The sequence below is a fragment of the Streptomyces sp. NPDC004561 genome (assembly GCF_053602155.1).
Map to the genome: position 1 here is coordinate 18,835 of NZ_JBSGDB010000023.1, position 20,212 is coordinate 39,046.

Annotated in this window: 16 protein-coding genes, 1 pseudogene and 1 riboswitch; of the genes and pseudogenes, 5 read left to right on the plus strand and 12 right to left on the minus strand. The window is 73.2% G+C overall.

What is annotated here, in order from left to right; translation table 11 throughout:
• Positions 1–12 precede the first annotated feature (12 nt).
• Entirely contained in the window at positions 13–1,464 is a 1,452-nt protein-coding gene (locus tag ACWEN3_RS05400; protein ID WP_452965946.1) for a glycine hydroxymethyltransferase, read from the minus strand.
• Between the two features lie 32 nt (positions 1,465–1,496).
• Positions 1,497–1,586: riboswitch (ZMP/ZTP riboswitch) on the minus strand.
• 114 nt (positions 1,587–1,700) lie between these two features.
• Between ACWEN3_RS05400 and rocD the strand changes: the two genes are divergently transcribed.
• Positions 1,701–2,906, plus strand: a complete 1,206-nt coding sequence (gene rocD / locus ACWEN3_RS05405) for an ornithine--oxo-acid transaminase (protein ID WP_452965949.1) — start codon at positions 1,701–1,703, stop codon at positions 2,904–2,906.
• Here rocD and ACWEN3_RS05410 read toward each other — a convergent pair.
• Positions 2,903–3,058, minus strand: a complete 156-nt coding sequence (locus tag ACWEN3_RS05410) for a hypothetical protein (protein ID WP_452965951.1) — start codon at positions 3,056–3,058, stop codon at positions 2,903–2,905. The genes rocD and ACWEN3_RS05410 overlap by 4 nt on opposite strands.
• 121 nt (positions 3,059–3,179) lie before the next feature.
• Between ACWEN3_RS05410 and ACWEN3_RS05415 the strand changes: the two genes are divergently transcribed.
• Positions 3,180–4,019 (plus strand): DMT family transporter, encoded by an 840-nt coding sequence (locus ACWEN3_RS05415; RefSeq protein ID WP_452965984.1) that lies wholly within the window; start codon positions 3,180–3,182, stop codon positions 4,017–4,019.
• Between the two features lie 322 nt (positions 4,020–4,341).
• Here ACWEN3_RS05415 and pdxR read toward each other — a convergent pair whose 3' ends face one another.
• On the minus strand, positions 4,342–5,778 hold the full coding sequence (pdxR, locus tag ACWEN3_RS05420) for a MocR-like pyridoxine biosynthesis transcription factor PdxR (protein ID WP_452965953.1): 1,437 nt from the start codon (positions 5,776–5,778) through the stop codon (positions 4,342–4,344).
• A 47-nt stretch (positions 5,779–5,825) separates the two neighbouring features.
• Here pdxR and ACWEN3_RS05425 point away from each other — a divergent pair, with 47 nt between their 5' ends.
• The 3 genes and pseudogenes from ACWEN3_RS05425 to ACWEN3_RS05435 all read left to right on the plus strand — a co-directional run bounded on the left by ACWEN3_RS05425 (position 5,826) and on the right by ACWEN3_RS05435 (position 7,492).
• The gene (locus ACWEN3_RS05425) at positions 5,826–6,323 is read left to right on the plus strand and encodes a carboxymuconolactone decarboxylase family protein (protein ID WP_452965955.1); all 498 of its coding nucleotides are present in this window, start codon (positions 5,826–5,828) and stop codon (positions 6,321–6,323) included.
• Entirely contained in the window at positions 6,320–6,763 is a 444-nt protein-coding gene (locus ACWEN3_RS05430) for a carboxymuconolactone decarboxylase family protein (RefSeq protein WP_452965957.1), read from the plus strand. Before ACWEN3_RS05425 ends, ACWEN3_RS05430 begins: the two co-directional genes overlap by 4 nt.
• Positions 6,760–7,492: pseudogene (locus tag ACWEN3_RS05435) on the plus strand (isocitrate lyase/PEP mutase family protein). The gene ACWEN3_RS05430 and the pseudogene ACWEN3_RS05435 overlap by 4 nt, the downstream one beginning before the upstream one ends.
• Before the next feature lie 6 nt (positions 7,493–7,498).
• Here the strand turns inward: ACWEN3_RS05435 and ACWEN3_RS05440 are convergent.
• The 9 genes from ACWEN3_RS05440 to ACWEN3_RS05480 form a co-directional block, all read right to left on the minus strand.
• A complete protein-coding gene (locus ACWEN3_RS05440; RefSeq protein ID WP_452965960.1) occupies positions 7,499–8,452 on the minus strand; it encodes an ABC transporter substrate-binding protein in 954 nt (317 codons plus the stop codon).
• A 1-nt stretch (position 8,453) separates the two neighbouring features.
• Positions 8,454–10,382, minus strand: a complete 1,929-nt coding sequence (locus ACWEN3_RS05445; RefSeq protein WP_452965962.1) for an ABC transporter permease — start codon at positions 10,380–10,382, stop codon at positions 8,454–8,456.
• Complete coding sequence (locus ACWEN3_RS05450) at positions 10,382–11,563, minus strand: quaternary amine ABC transporter ATP-binding protein (RefSeq protein ID WP_452965965.1); 1,182 nt, start codon at positions 11,561–11,563, stop codon at positions 10,382–10,384. The genes ACWEN3_RS05445 and ACWEN3_RS05450 overlap by 1 nt, the downstream gene beginning before the upstream one ends.
• The gene (locus ACWEN3_RS05455; RefSeq protein WP_452965967.1) at positions 11,560–13,092 is read right to left on the minus strand and encodes a GMC family oxidoreductase; all 1,533 of its coding nucleotides are present in this window, start codon (positions 13,090–13,092) and stop codon (positions 11,560–11,562) included. Before ACWEN3_RS05455 ends, ACWEN3_RS05450 begins: the two co-directional genes overlap by 4 nt.
• A gap of 38 nt (positions 13,093–13,130) precedes the next feature.
• A complete protein-coding gene (locus ACWEN3_RS05460; RefSeq protein ID WP_452965969.1) occupies positions 13,131–14,651 on the minus strand; it encodes an aldehyde dehydrogenase family protein in 1,521 nt (506 codons plus the stop codon).
• A gap of 180 nt (positions 14,652–14,831) precedes the next feature.
• On the minus strand, positions 14,832–15,974 hold the full coding sequence (locus ACWEN3_RS05465) for a hypothetical protein (RefSeq protein WP_452965972.1): 1,143 nt from the start codon (positions 15,972–15,974) through the stop codon (positions 14,832–14,834).
• Between the two features lie 10 nt (positions 15,975–15,984).
• On the minus strand, positions 15,985–16,338 hold the full coding sequence (locus ACWEN3_RS05470; RefSeq protein ID WP_452965974.1) for a hypothetical protein: 354 nt from the start codon (positions 16,336–16,338) through the stop codon (positions 15,985–15,987).
• Complete coding sequence (locus ACWEN3_RS05475; protein WP_452965977.1) at positions 16,325–18,118, minus strand: hypothetical protein; 1,794 nt, start codon at positions 18,116–18,118, stop codon at positions 16,325–16,327. Before ACWEN3_RS05475 ends, ACWEN3_RS05470 begins: the two co-directional genes overlap by 14 nt.
• 202 nt (positions 18,119–18,320) lie before the next feature.
• Positions 18,321–19,310 (minus strand): malate dehydrogenase, encoded by a 990-nt coding sequence (locus ACWEN3_RS05480; RefSeq protein WP_452965978.1) that lies wholly within the window; start codon positions 19,308–19,310, stop codon positions 18,321–18,323.
• Positions 19,311–20,212 lie beyond the last annotated feature (902 nt).

Genomic DNA, 20,212 nt, shown 5'->3' on the forward strand with positions numbered 1-20,212 from the left:
CCGGGACCGGGTTCAGCCCAGGTCGACCTCGGGGTAGAGGGGGAAGCCCGCCACCAGGTCGGTGGCCCGCTGGGCGATCTCCCGCGCCACCTTCTCGTCCAGCACGTGGGCCGCCTTGGAGGGCGCGCCCGACTTGGTGGTGCCCGCCTCCGTGGTCGTCAGGACCCGGTCGATCAGGGCCGCCACCTCGTCCATCTCCGCCGTGCCCAGGCCGCGGGTGGTCAGCGCGGGGGTGCCGACGCGGATGCCCGAGGTGTACCAGGCGCCATTGGGGTCGGCCGGGATGGCGTTGCGGTTGGTGACGATGCCCGAGTCGAGCAGGGCGGCCTCGGCCTGGCGGCCGGTGAGGCCGTAGGAGGTGGCGACGTCGATCAGGTTGAGGTGGTTGTCCGTGCCGCCGGTCACCAGGGTGGCGCCGCGGCGCGTCAGGCCCTCGGCGAGCGCGCGGGAGTTGTCGACGATGCGCTGCGCGTAGTCCTGGAAGGCGGGCTGCCGGGCCTCGGCCAGGGCGACCGCCTTGGCGGCCATGACGTGCGGCAGCGGGCCGCCGAGGACCATCGGGCAGCCGCGGTCCACCTGGTCCTTGAGCGAGTCGTCGCACAGGACCATGCCGCCGCGCGGGCCGCGCAGCGACTTGTGGGTGGTGGTGGTGACGATCTGGGCGTGCGGGACCGGGTCGAAGTCGCCGGTGAGGACCTTGCCGGCGACGAGGCCCGCGAAGTGGGCCATGTCGACCATGAGGGTCGCGCCGACCTCGTCGGCGATCTCGCGCATGATCCGGAAGTTCACCAGACGGGGGTACGCCGAGTAGCCCGCGACGATGATCAGCGGCTTGAACTCGCGGGCCTGGGCGCGCAGCGCCTCGTAGTCGATGAGGCCGGTCGTCGGGTCGGTGCCGTAGGAACGCTGGTCGAACATCTTGCCGGAGATGTTCGGGCGGAAGCCGTGGGTGAGGTGACCGCCGGCGTCCAGGGACATGCCCAGCATGCGCTGGTTGCCGAACGCCTGGCGCAGCTCCGCCCAGTCGGCCTCGGTCAGGTCGTTGACCTGGCGGGCGCCGGCCTTCTCCAGGAAGGGCGCCTCGACCCGGTCGGCGAGGACGGCCCAGAAGGCGACGAGGTTGGCGTCGATGCCGGAGTGCGGCTGGACGTAGGCGTGCCGGGCGCCGAAGAGTTCACGGGCGTGCTCGGCGGCGAGGGCCTCGACGGTGTCGACGTTGCGGCAGCCGGCGTAGAAGCGGCGGCCGACGGTGCCCTCGGCGTACTTGTCGCTGAACCAGTTGCCCATCGTGAGGAGCGTGGCCGGCGAGGCGTAGTTCTCCGAGGCGATCAGCTTGAGCATCTCGCGCTGGTCGGCGACCTCCTGGCCGATCGCGTCGGCGACGCGCGGCTCGACGGCGCGGATCACGTCGAGAGCGGCGCGGAAGGCGGTGGACTCTGTGGAGAGGGGCTGCTGCTCTGGCATGGGGACCTCCGGACGGCGTGCGTACAGCGTTCACGTTCGGCCCAGGCGCACGGCACTGTTTCCCGTCGGGACCGCTCCCCGATGGTCCGTCCCATCCCAGCGCGCCAGTCACGGCCCGCTGATCAGCCTACCGGCCACGCCGGACGAGTGAGATCCCGCGTCCACCATGCGAGCGGCGGTAGGAAGGGGGTCACCTTCGTGTCCCCATCGTGTCCCCGTCGCATCCGGGAGAGGCCGTGACCACCGCCGACAGGCTCATCGCCGCCGAAGAAGCGCACAGCGCGCCCACCTACCGTCCGCTGCCGGTCGTCGTGGCCTCGGCCGACGGGGCGTGGATGACGGATGTGGCCGGGCGCCGCTATCTGGATCTGCTGGCCGGCTACTCGGCGCTGAACTTCGGGCACCGCAACCGGCGCCTGATCGAGGCGGCCAAGGCCCAGCTGGAGCGGGTCACGCTGACCTCCCGCGCCTTCCACCACGACCGGTTCGCCGACTTCTGCACCCAGCTGGCCGAGCTGTGCGGGATGGAGATGGTGCTGCCGGTGAACACCGGCGCGGAGGCGGTGGAGACCGCGGTGAAGACGGCGCGGAAGTGGGGCTACCGGGTGAAGGGGGTGCCCGGGGAGATGGCGAAGATCGTCGTCGCGGGCGGCAACTTCCACGGGCGTACGACGACGATCGTCAGCTTCTCCACCGACGCGGAGACCCGGGCGGACTTCGGGCCGTACACGCCCGGCTTCGAGATCGTGCCGTACGGGGACCTGACGGCGATGCGGGCCGCGCTGACGGAGAACACGGTCGCGGTGCTGCTGGAGCCGATCCAGGGCGAGTCCGGGGTGATCGTGCCGCCGGCCGGCTATCTGCCGGGGGTGCGGGAGCTGACGCGCGAGCGGAACGTGCTCTTCGTCGCCGACGAGATCCAGTCGGGGCTCGGCCGGACCGGGCGGACCTTCGCGTGCGAGCACGAGGGGGTGGTGCCGGACGTGTACTTGCTGGGCAAGGCGCTGGGCGGCGGCATCGTGCCGGTGTCGGCGGTGGTGTCGAGCGCGGAGGTGCTCGGGGTCTTCCGGCCGGGCGAGCACGGGTCGACGTTCGGCGGGAACCCGCTGGCCTGCGCGGTCGCGCTGGAGGTGCTGGCGCTGCTGCGGACGGGCGAGTTCCAGGCGCGGGCGGCGGAGCTGGGCGAGCGGCTGCACGGCGAGCTGCGGGCGCTGCTCGGCACGGGCGCGGTGACGGCGGTGCGGGGGCGCGGGCTGTGGGCAGGGGTGGACATCGCCCGGTCGGTCGGCACCGCGCGGGAGGTGTCGGAGCGGCTGATGGACCGGGGCGTGCTGGTGAAGGACACCCACGGCGTCACCGTCCGGATCGCGCCGCCGCTGGTCATCTCCGAGGCGGACCTGGACTGGGGGCTCGCGCAGCTCAGGGCGGTCCTCGGGGTCTAGCGGTCGTCGGGGCCCAGAGGACGTGGCAGCGGGGCTCCTCGCGGCGGTGCGGCCGGGCCGCCGGGCTCGTGCACGGTGACGCCCTCGCCCTGGCGGCCGAGCAGGGGGTTGGCGGCCGTGCCGGAGCGCAGGCGCCGTCGGGTTTCGGCCATGTTGGTGTTACCCGCCGTGAGCGGCCCGGTCTCGGCGTTCGACCTGGAGAGACGGTGCGAGCGCGGACCACCCTGGGTGGCCGGATCGGGCCTCCCCTAGAGTCACTTCGTGCTCTTTGGAATGGTGTGCGCCCTGGGCGCGGCGGTCTGCTTCGGCACCGCGACGGTGTTGCAGGCGATCGCGGCGCGGGAGGCGGGGACGGGCGAGGGCGGCGAGGCGGCGCTGCTGCTGCGGGCCCTGCGGCAGTGGCGGTACATCGTCGGGCTGGCGCTGGACGGTCTGGGCTTCCTGTTCCAGATCGCGGCGCTGCGCTCCCTTCCGATCTACGCGGTCGGCGCCGCCCTGGCGTCGAGCCTGGCGGTGACGGCGGTGGTCGCGGCGCGCCTGCTGCGGGTGCGGCTGAGCGGCACGGAGTGGGGCGCGGTGGCCGTGGTGTGCGCCGGGCTCGCGATGCTGGGGCTGGCGTCCGGGCCGGAGGGCGGCGAGGGCGGGTCGGACACGCTGCGGTACGTGATGCTCGCGGTGGCGGTCGGGATGCTGCTGCTCGCGTTCGCGGGTGGACGGCTCACCGGGCGGGGGCGGGCGCTCGTGCTGGGTCTGGGGGCCGGTTTCGGGTTCGGGGTGGTGGAGGTGTCGGTCCGGCTGATCGACGACCTGGCGCCGGCCGCGCTGCTCACGAACCCGGCGACCTACGCGCTGCTGATCGGCGGCGGCGCCGCCTTCATACTGCTGACCTCCGCCCTGCAGCGCGGTTCGGTGACGACGGCGACGGCCGGGCTGGTGATCGGCGAGACGATCGGCCCCGCGGCGGTGGGCGTGATCTGGCTCGGCGACCGCACCCGCGAGGGCCTGGCCTGGCTGGCCGTGCTCGGCTTCGCGGTGGCGGTGGCGGGCGCCCTGGCCCTGGCCCGCTTCGGCGAGGCGCCGGCGGAGTCGCCGGGGGTTCAAGCGGACGCGTGACGCCGTCCGGCGGTTTGGCCGGTCGCGTAGTTCAGTCACCGCCCCCTGCGCAAGTACCCGACGGCACCTGGCAGGAGGGGGCTTCGGCCATCCGGCGGCCGCGGCGTGTGCCTGGCCGGGCGCGCAGTTCCCCGCGCCCCTATTCAGTGACCGCCCTCTGCGGCAGTACCCGGCACTCCTGCCAGGGCGCGCGCCTGGCAGGAGGCGGCTTCCGATGATCAGCGGCCGCGGCATGTGCCTGGCCGATCGCGCTGTTCCCCGCGCCCCTGCTCAGTGGCCGCGTCTTACGGCTGTACCCGGCACCCCGGTCAGTGACCGCCTCTCAAGGCCGTACCCGGCGCCCCCGCTCAGTGACCGCCATCTCCGGCAGTACCCGGCACAGTGCCTCCAGGGTGGCCGGCCAGGCGCTGTCCGGTGGGGTGGCGTAGCCGACGACCAAGGCGTCCAGGGGGGTGGTGAGGGCCTCGGGGTGGCGGTGGAAGGACAGGCCGTGCAGGGCGAGGCCCTGCCAGGCTGCGGCCTGGACCACGGACCGCTCGGAGCCGGGCGGGAGCCGCAGCCCCGCGTGGAGGCCGGCGGCGATCCCGGTGACCCGGACGCCGGGTGCCCGGCCCGCGACGGCCGCTGCGAGGGCGTCCCGGCGGCGCCGGTAGCGCAGCCGGGAGGAGCGGACGTGCCGGTCGTACGCGCCGGAGGTCAGGAACTCGGCCAGGGTCAGCTGCTCCAGCACGCCCACGGTGTCGAAACGGCCCTTGGCGCGGACCGCCTCCTGCGCCAGGGACGGCGGCAGCACCATCCAGCCGAGCCGCAGCCCGGGCGCGAGGGACTTGCTGGCGGTGCCGAGGTGGACGACCCGGTCGGGGTCGAGGCCCTGGAGCGCGCCGACGGGCTGGCGGTCGTAGCGGAACTCGCCGTCGTAGTCGTCCTCCAGGACCAGCGCGCCGGTCCGCCGGGCCCAGTCCACGACGGCCGCCCGCCGGTCGGGGTGCAGCGCCGTGCCCATGGGGAACTGGTGGGCGGGGGTGAGGAGTACGGCCCCTTCGGTGGTCAACGGGCGTGGATCCGTGCCGAGTCCGTCGTACGGCAGCGCGGGCGTGGCGAGCCCCGCGTCCCGCAGCAGCTCCCAGGCGGGCGGGAGCCCGTACGACTCCACCGCCACCGTCCGCGCCCCGCGCGCCCGCAGCACGGTGCCGAGGATGCCCAGGGCGTGCGAGAAGCCCGCGGTGATCACCAGGTTCTCCGGGTCGGCGCGCACGCCCCGCGCGCGGGCGAGGTAACCGGCGAGGGCGGTGCGCAGTTCGGGCCGGCCGCGCGGGTCGCCGTAGCCGAGGGCGTGGAAGGGCGCGTCGGCCAGGGCGCGGCGGGCGGCCCTGAGCCACTCGGTGCGCGGGAAGGCCGCGAGGTCCGGGGAGCCCGGGACGAGGCTGTGGGCCGGGCCGTCGGGCTCCCGGCGGCGGGGTGCGCCGGGCGTGCCGGACGGCGGGACCGCGGCGGCCCGGTCCGCCACCCGGGTGCCCGAGCCCTGCCGGGCGGTCAGCCAGCCCTCCGCCACCAGGTCGGCGTAGGCCTCGGCGACGGTGTTGCGGGCGATGCCGAGGTCGGCGGCGAGGGAGCGGGACGAGGGCAGCCGGGTGCCGGGCGCGAGGCGGCCGGTGCGGACCGCGTCCCGCAGCGCGTCGGTCAGGCCCCGGCGCAGCCCGCCCGAGCCGGCCGGTTCCAGATGCAGGTCGACGCCCAAAGTGGCCCAGGATCTCGCCATGGAACTGGACCATACTCCTGGGCTGCCTCGCGCCTAGCGTGGAGGACATGACCGATGAGAAGAACACGGAGTACGCCGCCGAACAGCCCCCGCGGCTCAGCTGGGCCGAGCACGCCCCCGAGGTCTACAAGGCGATGATCCGCCTGGACACCGCCGCCCGGCAGGGACTGGACCCCCGGCTGTACGAGCTGGTGAAGATCCGCGCCTCACAGATCAACCACTGCGCCTTCTGCCTCGACATGCACACCAAGGACGCGCTCGCGGCCGGCGAGAGCGTGGAGCGGATCGTGCAGCTCAGCGCGTGGGAGGAGTCGCGGCACTTCTACACCGAGAAGGAGCTGGCGGCGATCGAGCTGACCGAGGCGGTCACCGTCCTCACCGACGGCTTCGTGCCCGACGAGGTGTACGACCGGGCCGCCAAGCAGTTCGAGGAGGCCGAGCTGGCCGGGCTGATCGCCGCGATCACGGTGATCAACGCCTGGAACCGGTTCGGCGTCACCACCCGGATGACCCCGGGCCACTACCGGCCGGGGCAGCACGGGTGAGCCGCACCCAGCTCCTCGACCGGGAGGTCGGCCGGGCGATGAGCGCCCTGAGCGCGGCCGCGAAGAAGGGGCTCGGGGACCCGGCCCTGGCCGAGCTGGTGATGATCCGGGCCTCCCAGATCAACCACTGCGCGTTCTGCCTCGACATGCACCTGCGGGTGGCCCGCGGGAACGGGGAGTCGGAGGACCGCCTCCAGCTGCTCGCCGCCTGGGAGGAGACCGAGGATCTCTACAGCGAGCGGGAGCGGGCGGCCCTGGCCCTGACCGAGGCGGTGACCGTACTGACCGACGGCTTCGTGCCGGACGAGGTGTACGACACCGCCGCCAAGCACTTCGACGAGGCCGGGCTGGCCCATCTCGTCGCACTGATCACCGTCGTCAACGGCTGGAACCGACTGATGGTCAGCCGCCGTGTCGCACCTGGGGGTTACCTGCCATGACCAAGGCCGAAGTCTTCCGCGCGCTGCACCTCAGGCGCGCCCAGGGCGATCCGCTCGTCCTTCCCGGACCCTGGGACGCGGCGAGCGCGCGGGCGTTCGCGGAGGCCGGGTTCCCGGCGCTGGCCACACCGAGCGCGGGCATCGCCGCCTCCCTCGGGTACGCGGACGGGCAGACCCCGGTCGACGAGATGTTCGCGGCGGTCGCCCGGATCGCGCGGGCGGTGGACGTGCCCCGTCTCGGCGGACGTCGAAGGCGGGTACGGACTCCCGCCGAAGGAGCTGGTGGAGCGGCTGCTGGAGGCGGGCGCCGTCGGCTGCAACCTGGAGGACTCGGGCGACGGGGGCGTCCTCAAGGACCCGCACGAGCAGGCCGAGTACCTCGCCGAGGTCCGCGGGGCCGCCGCCGACCGGCTGTTCCTCAACGCCCGCGTCGACACCTTCGTGCACGGCGACGGCGACCCCGAACGGGCCATCGAGCGGGCCGCGTCGTACGTCGCGGCGGGCGCCGACTGCGTGTACCCGATCCTGGCCCCGGCACAGGTGCTGCCCCTGCTGCGGGCCGGGATCCAGGGCCCGCTGAACGCGCTCGCCCTGCTGGACGCGGACGGCCCCTCGCCCGCCGCGCTCGGCGGACTCGGGGCCACCCGGATCACGTTCGGGCCGGGACTCCAGCGCAGGGCCGCGGCGGCGGTACGGGAGATCGCCACCGGGCTCCGCCAGGCCGGCTAGGTCGGCTCAGGACAGCCACTTCCGCCACACGGCGGGGTGGCTGTCCACCCACTTCTTCGCTGCCTCGTCGGGCGACAGCTTCTGGTCGGCGATCATCAGGGACACCTCGTTCTGGTCCTCGGTGGTCCACCGGAACGTCTTCAGGAAGGCCGCCGCCTTCCCGCCCGACTTCGCGAAGCCCGCGTTGAGGTACTTCTGCAGCGGGGTGTGCGGGTAGGCGCAGGCGACCTTCGCCGCGTCCGCGTCGCAGCCCTCCTTGTACGGCGGCAGCTGCACCTCCGTCATGGGGACCTTCTTGAACAGCCACTGGGGCGAGTACCAGTAGGTCAGGAAGGGCTTCTTCTCCTTGGCGAACTGCCTCATCTGCGTGATCTGCGCCGCCTCGGAACCGGCGAAGACGACCTGGTAGTTCAGCTTCAGGTTCGACACCAGCGCCTTGTCGTTGGTGACGTAGGACGGGGAGCCGTCCATCAGCTGGCCCTTGCCGCCGCTCTCCGCGGTGCGGAACAGCGAGGCGTACTTGTTCAGGTTCCGCCAGTCGGTGATGTCCGGGTGCTGCTTGACCAGGTAGGTGGGGACGAACCAGCCGATGTGGCCGGTCACCCCGAGGTCGCCGGCCCGCGCGATGGTCTTCTTGTCCTCGACGTAGCGCTTCTCCTGGTCCGGGTGGCCCCAGTCCTCCAGGATCGCGTCGACCCGGCCCTGGCTGAGCGCGTCCCAGGCGGGCACCTCGTCGACCTGGACGGTGTCCACGCGGTAGCCCAGCTCGTGCTCCAGCAGGTACTGGGCGACGGCCACGTTGGACTGGGCGCCCACCCAGGACTGCACGGACAGGGTGACGGTCTTCGAGCCCTGGACGCCCGCGAACGGGCTGGCCTGCTTGGTCATGTCGGCGGCGCCGCAGCCGGTGGCCAGCGCCAGCACGGCGACGGTGACCGGGACGGTCGTACGAAGTCGCATGTCAGGCTCCCTTCCTCGCGCGGCGCTCCGTCGGCTGGGTCACCCGGTCGAGCATCAGGCCCAGGCAGACGATCGCGGCACCGGCCACCAGACCGGTCGCGAGGTCGCCCTGGGCGAGGCCGAAGGCGACGTTGTAGCCGAGGGCGCCGCCGCCGACCAGACCGCCGATGATGACGACGGCCAGGACCAGGACCACGCCCTGGTTGACGGCGAGCAGCAGCGAGCGGCGGGCGAGCGGCAGCTGGATCTGCCACAGCTGCTGACGGCCGGTCGCGCCGAGCGAGCGCGCCGACTCCAGCGCCGCCGGGTCGACCTGGCGCAGACCCTGCGCGGTGATCCGGACGACGGCCGGGAGGGCGTAGACGACGGCCGCGGCGACGGCGGGGGCGCGGCCGACGCCGAACAGGGCGACGACCGGGATCAGGTAGACGAACTGCGGCATCGTCTGGAAGACGTCCAGCACCGGGCGCAGGGCGCGTTCGACGCGGTCGCTGCGGGCAGCGGCGATACCGGTCGCGACGCCGAGGACGAGGGTGACGGCGACGGCGGCCAGCACCTGGGACAGGGTGTCCAGGGCCGGATCCCACACGCCGAGCACACCGATCGCGGCCATGGCGAGGACGGCGGTCAGCGCGGTGCGCCAGGTGCCGATCAGCCAGGCCAGCGCGGCCACGACCAGCAGCACCGACCACCAGGGCAGCCACTGCAGGCCGGAGCGGAGCGGGTCGAGGATCCAGGTGGTGAAGTGGGCCGCCCAGTCCGCGGTGCCGCCGACGACCGGGACACCGGAGTAGAGGTGGGCGGTCATCCAGTCGACGGCGCGGTTGACCGGCTGGGCGATGTCCAGGGTCCAGGCGGTGGGCCAGTCGAGGCGGCCGAGGAGCCGGGCGGCCAGCGCGATCGCCACGCTGACGGCGAGGGCGTACGGCCAGCCGATCGTCCGGGGGCCCTTGCCCTCGGCGGCGCCCGCCGCCGCCGTGACGCGGTCCAGGACCACCGCGAGCAGCACGATCGGGATGCCGGCCGTGAGGGCCTGGCCGACGTCGACCGAGGCGAGGGCCTGGTAGACGCGGTCGCCGAGGCCGCCGGCGCCGATGACGGAGGCGATCACCGCCATGGACAGCGCCATCATGATCGTCTGATTGAGGCCGAGGAGGAGTTCCTTGCGGGCCAGCGGGATGCGGGCGGTCAGCAGCCGCTGGCGGCGGGTGGCGCCGAGCGACTCCACGGCCTCCAGGACCTCGGGGTCGGCGGCGCGCAGACCGAGCGCGGTGAGGCGGGCCATCGGCGGTGCGGCGTAGACGACGGTGGCGAGGACGGCCGCGGGGACGCCGATGCCGAAGACCAGGACGACGGGGAGGAGGTAGGCGAAGGCCGGGAGCACCTGCATGGTGTCCAGGACCGGGCGCAGGGCGCGGTCGAGCCGGTCGGAGAGGCCGGCGGCGAGGCCGAGGACCACTCCGACGGCCACGGAGGCGAGGACGGCCACCACCATCAGCGCGAGGGTCTGCATGGTGGGGACCCACATGCCGAGGGCGCCGCAGGCCAGGAAGGCGAGGGCGGTGCCGGCGGCCAGGCGGACGCCGGCGACGCGCCAGGCGACCAGGGCGCCGAGCGCCGTGACGCCGGCCCAGCCCGCGGCGAGCAGGGTGACGTAGACCGCGCGGACGGAGAGGACGACGGCGTTGCTGATGTAGCCGAAGAAGTACAGGAACAGGGGGTGGCTGTCGCGGTTGTCGATGACCCAGTTGCTGGCCGACGCGAGGGGCTTGGAGAGGTCGACGGTCAGCTCGTGGGGCCAGCTGCGGCCATGGAGCAGGGGCAGCAGGACGGCGGTGACGAGGGCGAGCAGGAGCAGCTTCCCGGCGGCCCGGTTTCTGAGGAGCGCGGGTTTGCCGGTGCGGGAGGCCGGGACGGTCAGCGTTGCCATCAGACGGCCTCCGGGCTGGTCCGGGGGCTCGGGGGCGTCGCCCGCCCGCGCTTGCGGGGTGCGCCCCCCTTGCCCGGCTTCGGCCGCGCGGGGACACCCCCGGCGGCGGGCCCGTCCGCGGCGGAGACGCCCGCCACGACGTCGAGCAGCTGCTCGTGGTCCACCACGCCCAGGCACCTGCCCTCGTCCATCACACGGGCCGGGGAGCCGGTGCGTGCCACGGCCTGGATGGCCTCGGAGACCGTGGCCTCCGGGGCGATCGCCGCGCCCTCGTTCGCCTCGCCGGCCGACGGCGGGCGCATGGCCGTCCGCACGGTCACGACCTGCTCGCGCGGCACGTCCCGGACGAACTCGCGCACGTAGTCGTCGGCCGGGGAGCCGACGATCTCCTCGGGGGTGCCCAGCTGGACCACCTGGCCGTCGCGCATGAGGGCGATGCGGTCGCCGAGCCGGAGGGCCTCGGTGAGGTCGTGGGTGATGAAGACCATCGTGCGGCCCTCCTCGCGGTGCAGGCGGACGACCTCGTCCTGCATGTCGCGGCGGATGAGCGGGTCGAGGGCGCTGAAGGGCTCGTCGAAGAGGAGGACCTCGGGGTCTACGGCGAGGGCGCGGGCGAGGCCCACCCGCTGCCGCTGGCCGCCGGAGAGCTGGCCGGGGCGGCGCTTCTCCATGCCCTCCAGGCCGACCTTGGCGACGATCCCGGCGGCGCGTTCGCGTCGCTCGGACTTGCCGACGCCCTGGATCTCCAGGCCGTAGGCCACGTTGTCGAGGACCGTGCGGTGCGGGAGCAGGCCGAAGTGCTGGAAGACCATCGCGGCGCGGTGGCGGCGCAGCTCGCGCAGCCGGCCCTTGTCCATCGCGCGGACATCCTCGCCGTCGATGGCGATCGTGCCCGCCGTCGGCTCGATCAGCCGGGTCAGGCAGCGCACGAGGGTGGACTTGCCGGAGCCGGACAGGCCCATGACGACGAAGACCTCGCCCTTCTTGACGTCGAAGGAGACGTCCCGGACGGCGGCCGTGCAGCCGGTGCGGGAGCGCAGGTCGGCGGGGCCGAGGGCGCTCAGTTCGGGGTCGCCCGGGATGCGTTCGGCCTTCGGTCCGAAGACCTTCCACAGGCCGGACACCGAGAAGACCGGGGTGTCGGCGGTGGGCGGTTTGCGCGTGGGGACAGTGGTGGTCATCGGGGCTCGCCTCCGATCAGGTCGACGGCCCTCTCCCCGACCATGAGCACCCCGATCATCGGGTTGACGGCGGTCATGGTCGGGAAGACGGACGCGTCGGCGATACGAATTCCGTCCAGGCCGCGGATCTTCAACTCAGGGTCGACCACGGCGAGTTCGTCGTCGGCGGCGCCCATCTTGCAGGTGCCGGCCGGGTGGTACACGGTGTGCGCGACCTTGCGGGCGTACTCGCTCAGCTCGGCGTCGCCCTGGATCTCCGGGCCGGGGCACACCTCGCGCTTGAGCCAGCCCGCCAGCGGCTCGGACGCGGCGATCTCGCGGGCGATGCGGATGCCGTCGACGAGGGTCCGGGCGTCGTAGTCGTCCTCGTCGGTGAAGTACCGGAAGTCCAGGGCGGGCTTCACGGACGGGTCGGCGCTGGTGAGGTAGAGGCGGCCGCGGGACTTCGGCTTGGGGATGTTGGGGGTCATCGACACGCCGTGCTGCGGGCGTTCGTAGCCGAGGCGCTCCGGATTGTCCGTGAACGGGATCTGGTAGAAGTGGAACATCAGGTCCGGGCCCGCGTGTTCGGGGTCGCGGCGCACGAACAGGCCCGCGTCGGAGTCCATCGCGGAGTTCTCCGGGATCGGCCCGTCGGTCTCCCAGACGATCACCGACTCGGGGTGGTCGAGGAGGTTCTCGCCGACGCCCGGCAGGTCGTGCGCGACGGGGATGCCGAGCGCCTCCAGGTCCTGGCGGGGGCCGATGCCCGAATGCAGCAGCAGGCGCGGGGAGTCGACGGCGCCGGCGCACAGGACGACCTCGTGGCGGGCCCGTACCAGCAGTTCCTCGCCGTCCTTGGTGCGCACGTGGACGCCCTCGGCGCGGGTGCCGTCCAGTTCCAGCCGGTGGGCCCAGGTCTCCAGCAGGATGGTGAGGTTGGGCCGCTCGTCCATCACCGGGTGCAGGTAGGCAACGGAGGCGGAGGAGCGCTTGTTGTCCTCCGGGTGGTAGGCGAGGTCGAAGAAGCCGGCGCCCTCGGTGAACGGCTTGCGGTTGAAGCCCTCGACCCGGGGTACCCCGAGCGCCGACCGGGCGGCGTCGACGAAGTCGCGGGCGATGGCGTTCCGGTCCTTCTCGTCGACGGAGACGATGTTGTTCTTCAGGCGGGCGTAGTAGGCCTCCATGGGGACGGCGCCCCAGCCCTTGGCGCCGGCCTCCTCCCACTCGTCCCAGTCGGAGGGCAGCGGCTTGAAGGAGATGAGGGTGTTGTGGGAGGAGCAGCCGCCGAGGACGCGGGCGCGGCTGTGGCGGATGTGGGAGTTGCCGCGGGGCTGCTCGGTGGTCGGGTAGTCGTAGTCGAGGTCGCCGCCGAGCAGGCCCATCCAGCGGCGCAGGGTGAGGACGTCGTCGCGGCCGACGTCGCTCGGGCCGCCCTCGATGACGGCGACGGTGACGTCCGGGTCCTCGGTCAGGCGGGAGGCGATGACGGAGCCTGCGGTGCCGCCGCCGATGACGACGTAGTCGTAGACGTGGGGGGTCTCGGGCATGGGGGTACTACTCCAGGGGGTGCGGAAAGAGGCGGGGCTCAGCCGGCGAACCAGCGCACGGGGCGCGGCGCGAGGTTCTGGTAGACGTGCTTGGTCTCGCGGTACTCGGCGAGTCCGGCGGGTCCCAGCTCACGGCCGGTGCCGCTGCGGCCGAAGCCGCCCCACTCCGCCTGCGGCAGGTAGGGGTGGAAGTCGTTGATCCAGACGGTGCCGTGGCGCAGGCGGGCGGCGACGCGGCGGGCCTTGGAGGCGTCCGCGCTCCAGACGGCGCCGGCGAGGCCGTACTCGGTGTCGTTGGCGAGCCGGACCGCCTCGTCCTCGGTGCGGAAGGTCTCGACGGTGAGGACCGGGCCGAAGACCTCCTCGCGGACGACCCGCATCTCGCGGTGGCAGGCGTCGAGGACGGTCGGCTCGTAGAAGTAGCCCGACTCGGGGCGGGTTTCGGCGGGTGCGGGCCGCTTGCCGCCGCAGCGCAGGACCGCGCCCTCGGCCAGCGCGGAGGCGACGTACGCCTCGACCTTGGCGCGCTGCTGCTCGGAGACGAGGGGGCCGCACTCGACACCGTCCTCGGTGCCGCGGCCGAGCCTGATCTTCTGGGCGCGGCGGGCGAGTTCGGCGACGAAGCGCTCCCTGACCGGCTCCTCGACGATGAGCCGGGCGCCGGCCGAGCAGACCTGGCCGCTGTGGATGAAGGCCGCGTTGAGGGCCTGGTCGACGGCGGTGTCGAAGCCCTCCTCGGTGGCGCAGGCGTCGGCGAACACCACGTTGGGGTTCTTGCCGCCGAGTTCGAGGGCGACCTTCTTCACGGTCGGGGCGGCGGCCTGGGCGACCTTGGTGCCGCTGAGCAGGCCGCCGGTGAAGGAGACCAGGTCGACGTCGGGGTGCTCGGCGAGCCGGGCGCCGACGGTGTGCCCGGGGCCGGTGACGAGGTTGGCCGCACCGGCGGGCAGACCGGCCTCGGTGAGCAGGTCCATCAGCGCGATGGTGGTCATCGGGGTGATCTCGCTGGGCTTGATCACGAAGGTGTTGCCGGCCGCGAGGGCCGGGGCGATCTTCCAGCTGGCCTGGAGCAGGGGGTAGTTCCAGGGGGTGATCAGCGCGCAGACGCCGACCGGCTCGTGCACGACGACGCTGTGGATGTCGGGCGAGCCGGCGTCGACGACCCGGCCGGGGGCCTCGGCGGCGACCAGGTCGGCGAAGTAGCGGAAGGCGTCGGCGACACAGTCGATGTCGACGCGGCCCTCCTCGGCCGTCTTGCCCGCGTCCCGGCTCTCCAGCAGGCCGAGCGTCTCGCGGTCGCGTACGAGGAGGTCGGCGACGCGGCGCAGCAGGGCGGCGCGTTCGGCGACCGGGGTGCGGGGCCAGGGGCCCTCGTCGAAGGCCTCGCGGGCGGCGGCCACCGCGCGCTCCGCGTCCTTCTCGTCACCCTCGGCGACCACGGCGAACGGCCGGGCGTCCGCGGGGTCGAGGATCTCGCGGGTCGCACCCGAGACCGCAGCCAGCCATTCGCCCCCCGCGTGGATGGTCGCCTGGGCCTGTCGTTCCGTTCTGTCCGCCATGATCGGTGTTGCCTTCCGTTCCTGTTCCGTGCCCCTGTGTCACACACGTGACACGCTCAGGGACCGTGGCCGCCTGCCCACGGCCCCTGACTCGCATGCGGAATCGATGGCCGATAGTGCGCGGGGTCACTAAAAGGGCAGGCGAAAACGGATGGAAACGGTTGATACTGGGCGCCGCGCTCAGTCCATCGGCGCTCCACAATCCGTGTCGGGCGGGCAGAACCCGCTCAGCGCGGTGTCGAGGAGGCGCAGTTCGTCGTCACCGCCGTTCCGGTCGGGGCCGTACACGGCGACGGCGTAGATCCGGCCGTCCTTGGCGACGAAACGCTCGTCGTAGACGTGCCAGGTGCCGACGTCCGGTTCGCCCTTGATGGTGTCGGCCAGGTACTCCATGCGCGAGCCGACGAAGTCGCCGTGGTCGAGAGTCACCAGGGAGAGCTTGCTGAAACCCGCGGGCTTGGGGGTCTGGTCGGAGAGGTACTGCTGGAAGGACGCGTCCGGGGACGCCTCCGCCACCTGGTAGATCTGCATCCGCTGCTTCTTGTCCGGGCTGCGGTAGTTCACGACGGCGATGCCGTACGAGGAGGCGACCGAGGAGCGCGACCAGCCCTCGGGGCGGGCGATCCGGAAGCCCTCGACGTCGTGGTACGCCTCCCAGCCCGCGGGGAGCGGGCTCGCCGAGGCGGAGGGCGAGGCCGTGTCGGCCGTGGGCGACGGCGCGCCGGAGGTGTCGCCGGTGGGCGCCGGGGAGTCCGCGGACACGGACACGCTCGGCGAGCCGCCCGCCTTCTGCGGCCGGCCGTGGTGCCCGGTCCCGACCACGAGGGTGAGTACGAGGCTCACGGCGACGCCGACCACGGCCGCCCCGACGACGACGGTCCAGACCGTGCGCCGGCCGAGCCCGCCCGTCGGCGCGGGCGCCGGGTCGGGCGGCACGGACCATTCCGGCGAGGACCAGCCGCCGGTGCCCGTGCCCATGCTGGGGCCGCCCGGGCCGGCCGTGCCGTCGGCGCCCGCCCGCGGTGCGTGCCAGCCGCCGGCCGGGGCCGGCCAGGGCGCGGGGGGCACGGGCGGTGCCGAGTCGATCTGCGTCGGCTCGGGCGGCGGAGGGACGAACGTGTCCTCGCCGGACATCGGCGGGAGGGACACCGGAGGGACGGATGTGCCCTCGCCCGACGTGGGCGGTCCGGCCGGTGGCCACCCGGGCGGCCCGTCCGGCATGGTCGCCGGCGGCGGCGGTGTCACCGGTGCGCCGGACCGCGGCCCCTCGCTGTCCTCCCAGCGCTGGGTCTCCTCGTTCCAGTACCGCGCTCCCCCGTTCATCGCGTCCCTCTCACAGCCCCACCAGGCCGGCCAGCGTGGCCGCCGAGGCGAGCACGCCGAGCAGCGCCTGGGAGTCGTCGAGGAGCCGGCGCAGGCGCTCGCGGCGGGAGGGGGTCGCCTGGCCGGTGCGGGTGATCTCGTCCTCCGTGTCGGCGAGGGCCGCGTCGAGTTCCGCCGTCCGGCCGGTGGCCCGCACCCGGGCCAGGTCGGCGCGCAACTCCCTTACGGCGAGAAGCAGTTCCTCGGCCGCCTCGTCGCGCTGCGCGGCCGTGCCGTGGTGGCTCTCGGCGTGCGCGTGGTCGCCGATGGCGAAGGTGCTGTGCGAGACGTCGCCGATGCTGATCCTCGGCTCATCCGTTGTCATGGGCGTCGGATCCCTTCTGCGGCGCGCTGCCGCCGTTCGTGGAGGAGGTGGAGGAGGCGGAGGAGTTGTCGCCGACGGCGAAGGTGCTGCCCTCGACACGTCCGATGTGCACGCCCCCGTTGCTGATGTTGTTGACCTGCTGGACGAACTCGCCGGTCTGGTAACCGGCTTCGGCGAGCGCGGCCCGCACCCCGTTCGCCACCCGGTCCTGGATGCCCTTGAGGTAGCGGGAGACGTCCATCTCCTGGAACTGGGACCCGGCGTCCGCCGAGCCCAGCTCGCGCACGGACAGCGCGGGTCCGTCCGGCAGCGCGTTCGCGTAGCCGCCGGTCAGCAGCCGCCAGCCGTAGACCAGGGACTTGCCGAGGACGACCAGGGAGCCGGCCAGCGAGCCCGGCACCCGGGTCACGGCCCAGACCGCCTTGCCGAGCACGTTGTTGTGCCGGAACCGGTGGGCCGTACGGTCGGCGTCCTTGAAGTCCTGGCGCACCGGCAGCAGCACATGCGGGGCGATCTCCAGCATGAGCATGCGGCCCTGGGTGTGGATGCGCACGAAGACCGTGACGACCAGCTCCTCCTCCCAGCCGCCGACGCGGATGCGCAGGAAGTGCCGGCGCTTCTCGGCGCCCTCCTCGACCGCGTTCGCCCGGTGCTCCTCGAAGGCCTGCGGGTGGTACGGCGCGTCCTCGCGGCGCAGCAGCCCCTCCGCGGGCAGGAACACGCACTCGTCGACCTCCAGCCAGCGCAGCCGGTCGCGCACTCCGGGACCCGCGTACTCGGCGGGCAGCCGCAGCCGTTCCACCAGCGGGCGGATCCTCTCCAGCACCAGCCGGTTGCTGATCGGCTGCTGCTTCTTCAGCGCGTCGGGCTTCAGTTCGACGGCCAGCACCCAGTCCCGGTACGCCACGCCGGCCCCGCAGAACGGGCGCGCCTCGTGGTACATGATCAGCGGCGCGTGCTGCTCGGTCCGGACGCGGTGCTTGAGCCACTGGAACCGCCGGCTCTGGCCCTGTTCGGCGGGGTCGCCGGCGGCGTCCGGGAAGCGCCTCGGGGACAGCTCGGCCGCCAGGACGCGCGCGAACTGGCCGCGCTGGCCGGCCAGGCACAGCGTGATGAGCACGAAGATCACGAGGGTCGCCCAGGCCTGCCAGGGTTTGAACGACTGGGCGGGCCCCTTGAAGCTCAGCAGGAGGAGGTCGGTCAGGCTCGGCGAGCCCGAGGACCCGTACAGGCCGGACGAGTCGCCGTACAGGCCGGACGAGCCGCCGTAGGAGCCGTACGACGGGCTGTCGTCCGTGCCGCCGAACGCCGCGATCACGGTGACGACCAGCAGCAGCGCGAACGTGATGCGGCCCCACCAGCGGAAGAGGAAGGCGGGCACCACCCGGTACAGGGGCGGCTGCGGGGCACGGCCCCTGATCCAGCCGCCGATCGCGAGACACAGGCTGGGCCAGAGGAAGAGGGCCAGCAGGCCCTGGGACAGGGCAACTCCCACCATCCACAGGCCGAAGACCGCCCCGGCCCAGGCCAGCTCCTGCCGGCGGGCGCGCAGGGCGTGCGCGAGGACGCGGGCGGCGTCGAGGCCGAGCGAGGGCGCCACGAACCGCTGCCCGTTGAGGTGCAGTTCGTCGATGACCCGGTCCCGGTATCCGGAATCCAGATAGGTGCCCGCGCACAGCAGCCGGGTGGCCTCGCTGGCGTGCGGTGGGGTGGACGGTGGTACGGATGGCGTCGTCGCAGGCGTCGGCTGCGACTGCGGCGGCACGTGTGCGGTGCTCACGCGATTCCCCCGAAGCGTGGAAAGACACTTGTCGAACAGCTGAGTTGACGAGGCATCAGCATAGAGTGACGAGCGGCACGGGGAAAGCGGAATCCGCGGGCTGCCGATCCTGACCACGCCCCCGGAAAGCCCACGGGCCCCACTCCGGAGGAACCGGAGAAGGGCCCGTGCGGACCTGCGGCGAAACCGCCGCAGGCGGATGTCAGATGAGGCCGAGGGAGCGGACCGCCTCGCGCTCCTCCTCGAGCTCCTTGACGGAGGCGTCGATGCGGGCGCGGGAGAACTCGTTGATCTCCAGGCCCTGGACGATCTCGTACTTGCCGTCCTTCGTGGTGACCGGGAAGGAGGAGATCAGGCCCTCCGGGACGCCGTAGGAGCCGTCCGACGGGATGCCCATGGAGGCCCAGTCGCCGTCGGCGGTGCCGTTGACCCAGGTGTACACGTGGTCGATGGCGGCGTTGGCGGCGGAGGCCGCGGAGGAGGCGCCACGGGCCTCGATGATGGCGGCGCCGCGCTTGGCGACGGTCGGGATGAAGTCCTCGGCCAGCCACTTCTCGTCGGCGACGACCTCGGCGGCGTTCTTGCCGGCGACCGTGGCGTGGAAGATGTCCGGGTACTGGGTGGCGGAGTGGTTGCCCCAGATGGTCAGGCGCTTGATGTCGGCGACCGTGGTGCCCGTCTTCTTCGCGAGCTGCGTGAGCGCGCGGTTGTGGTCCAGGCGGGTCATCGCGGTGAAGCGCTCGGCCGGTACGTCCGGGGCGGCGGCCTGGGCGATGAGCGCGTTGGTGTTGGCCGGGTTGCCGACGACGAGGACCTTGATGTCGTCCGCGGCGTGGTCGTTGATGGCCTTGCCCTGCGGCTTGAAGATGCCGCCGTTGGCCTCCAGCAGGTCGCCGCGCTCCATGCCCTTGGTGCGCGGGCGGGCGCCCACGAGGAGGGCCACGTTGGCGCCGTCGAAGGCGATGTTCGGGTCGTCGGAGATGTCGATGCCCTGGAGCAGCGGGAAGGCGCAGTCGTCCAGCTCCATGGCCGTGCCCTCGGCGGCCTTCAGGGCCGGGGTGATCTCCAGCAGGCGCAGCTTGACCGGCACGTCCGCGCCGAGCAGCTGGCCGGAGGCGATGCGGAAGAGCAGGGCGTAACCGATCTGGCCGGCCGCGCCGGTGACGGTGACGTTCACGGGAGTGCGGGTCATGGCGTTCTCCGTATGACAGCTGGCGGTGGGGCGTCCCTGCCCCGGGCGGATGATCGATCTCTTGGCATCAAGAGAGATCCACCGGTCAGGCTATCGCGCATCCGGCATGCCGGACGTCCGGGGCCCTGTGGCCCACCCCACAGAAGGGCACGAGGCGGACGAAAAGGCGGCCGCCCGTCCGGGAGAGGAGGGACGGAGACGGCCGCCGGTGGGGGTACCGGCTCGCCGGACTCCCGTGGGGGTAACAGCTCGCGTGCCCCGAATCCGGCGCCGTATGCGTCCGCTCCCGGAATTCACCCGTCCTGATTCGTACGAGCCGCGCTTGCACACGGGCCGTGACGTCCGACGGCTGTCGGTCCACGCGGACGGTTACGACCGACGGCTGTCGGTCCACGCGAGCCGTCACGTCCGGCGGCTGTCGGTTCCGCGAGTCGTCACCTCATGCGACAGGCTCTTCCGGGCGGCCCGCTGATCGCCGTTCCGTGCGAGCCGCCACCTGCGCGACCCGTCGTTCCGTGCGGCCCCACCATCCCGTGCGAGCCGCCACCTCACGTGCGGCCCGTCATCCCGCGACCCGCGTGAGGCGTCCCCCCGTTGCGGCCCGTCGTTCCATGCGACCCGTCATCCCCCGCAAGCCGCAATCACGCCCGGGAGCCGCCATAACGCGCGGCCCGTCGCCCCGCGCAGCCCCACCACCCTGCGCGTCCCGCCGCCCCGCGAGTGCCCATCGCCCCGCGCGAACGCCATCCCGTGCGGGCCGCCACCCCGCGCGACCCGCCATCCCCGCAACCCGACACTCCGCGCAGCCGTCACTTCGGCAGCCGGACGCCCCACGCGACCCCGCCGTCCCCCGCGACCCCCCGCCCCACGCAGCGCGCCGCCCCCCCCCCCCCCCCCCAAAA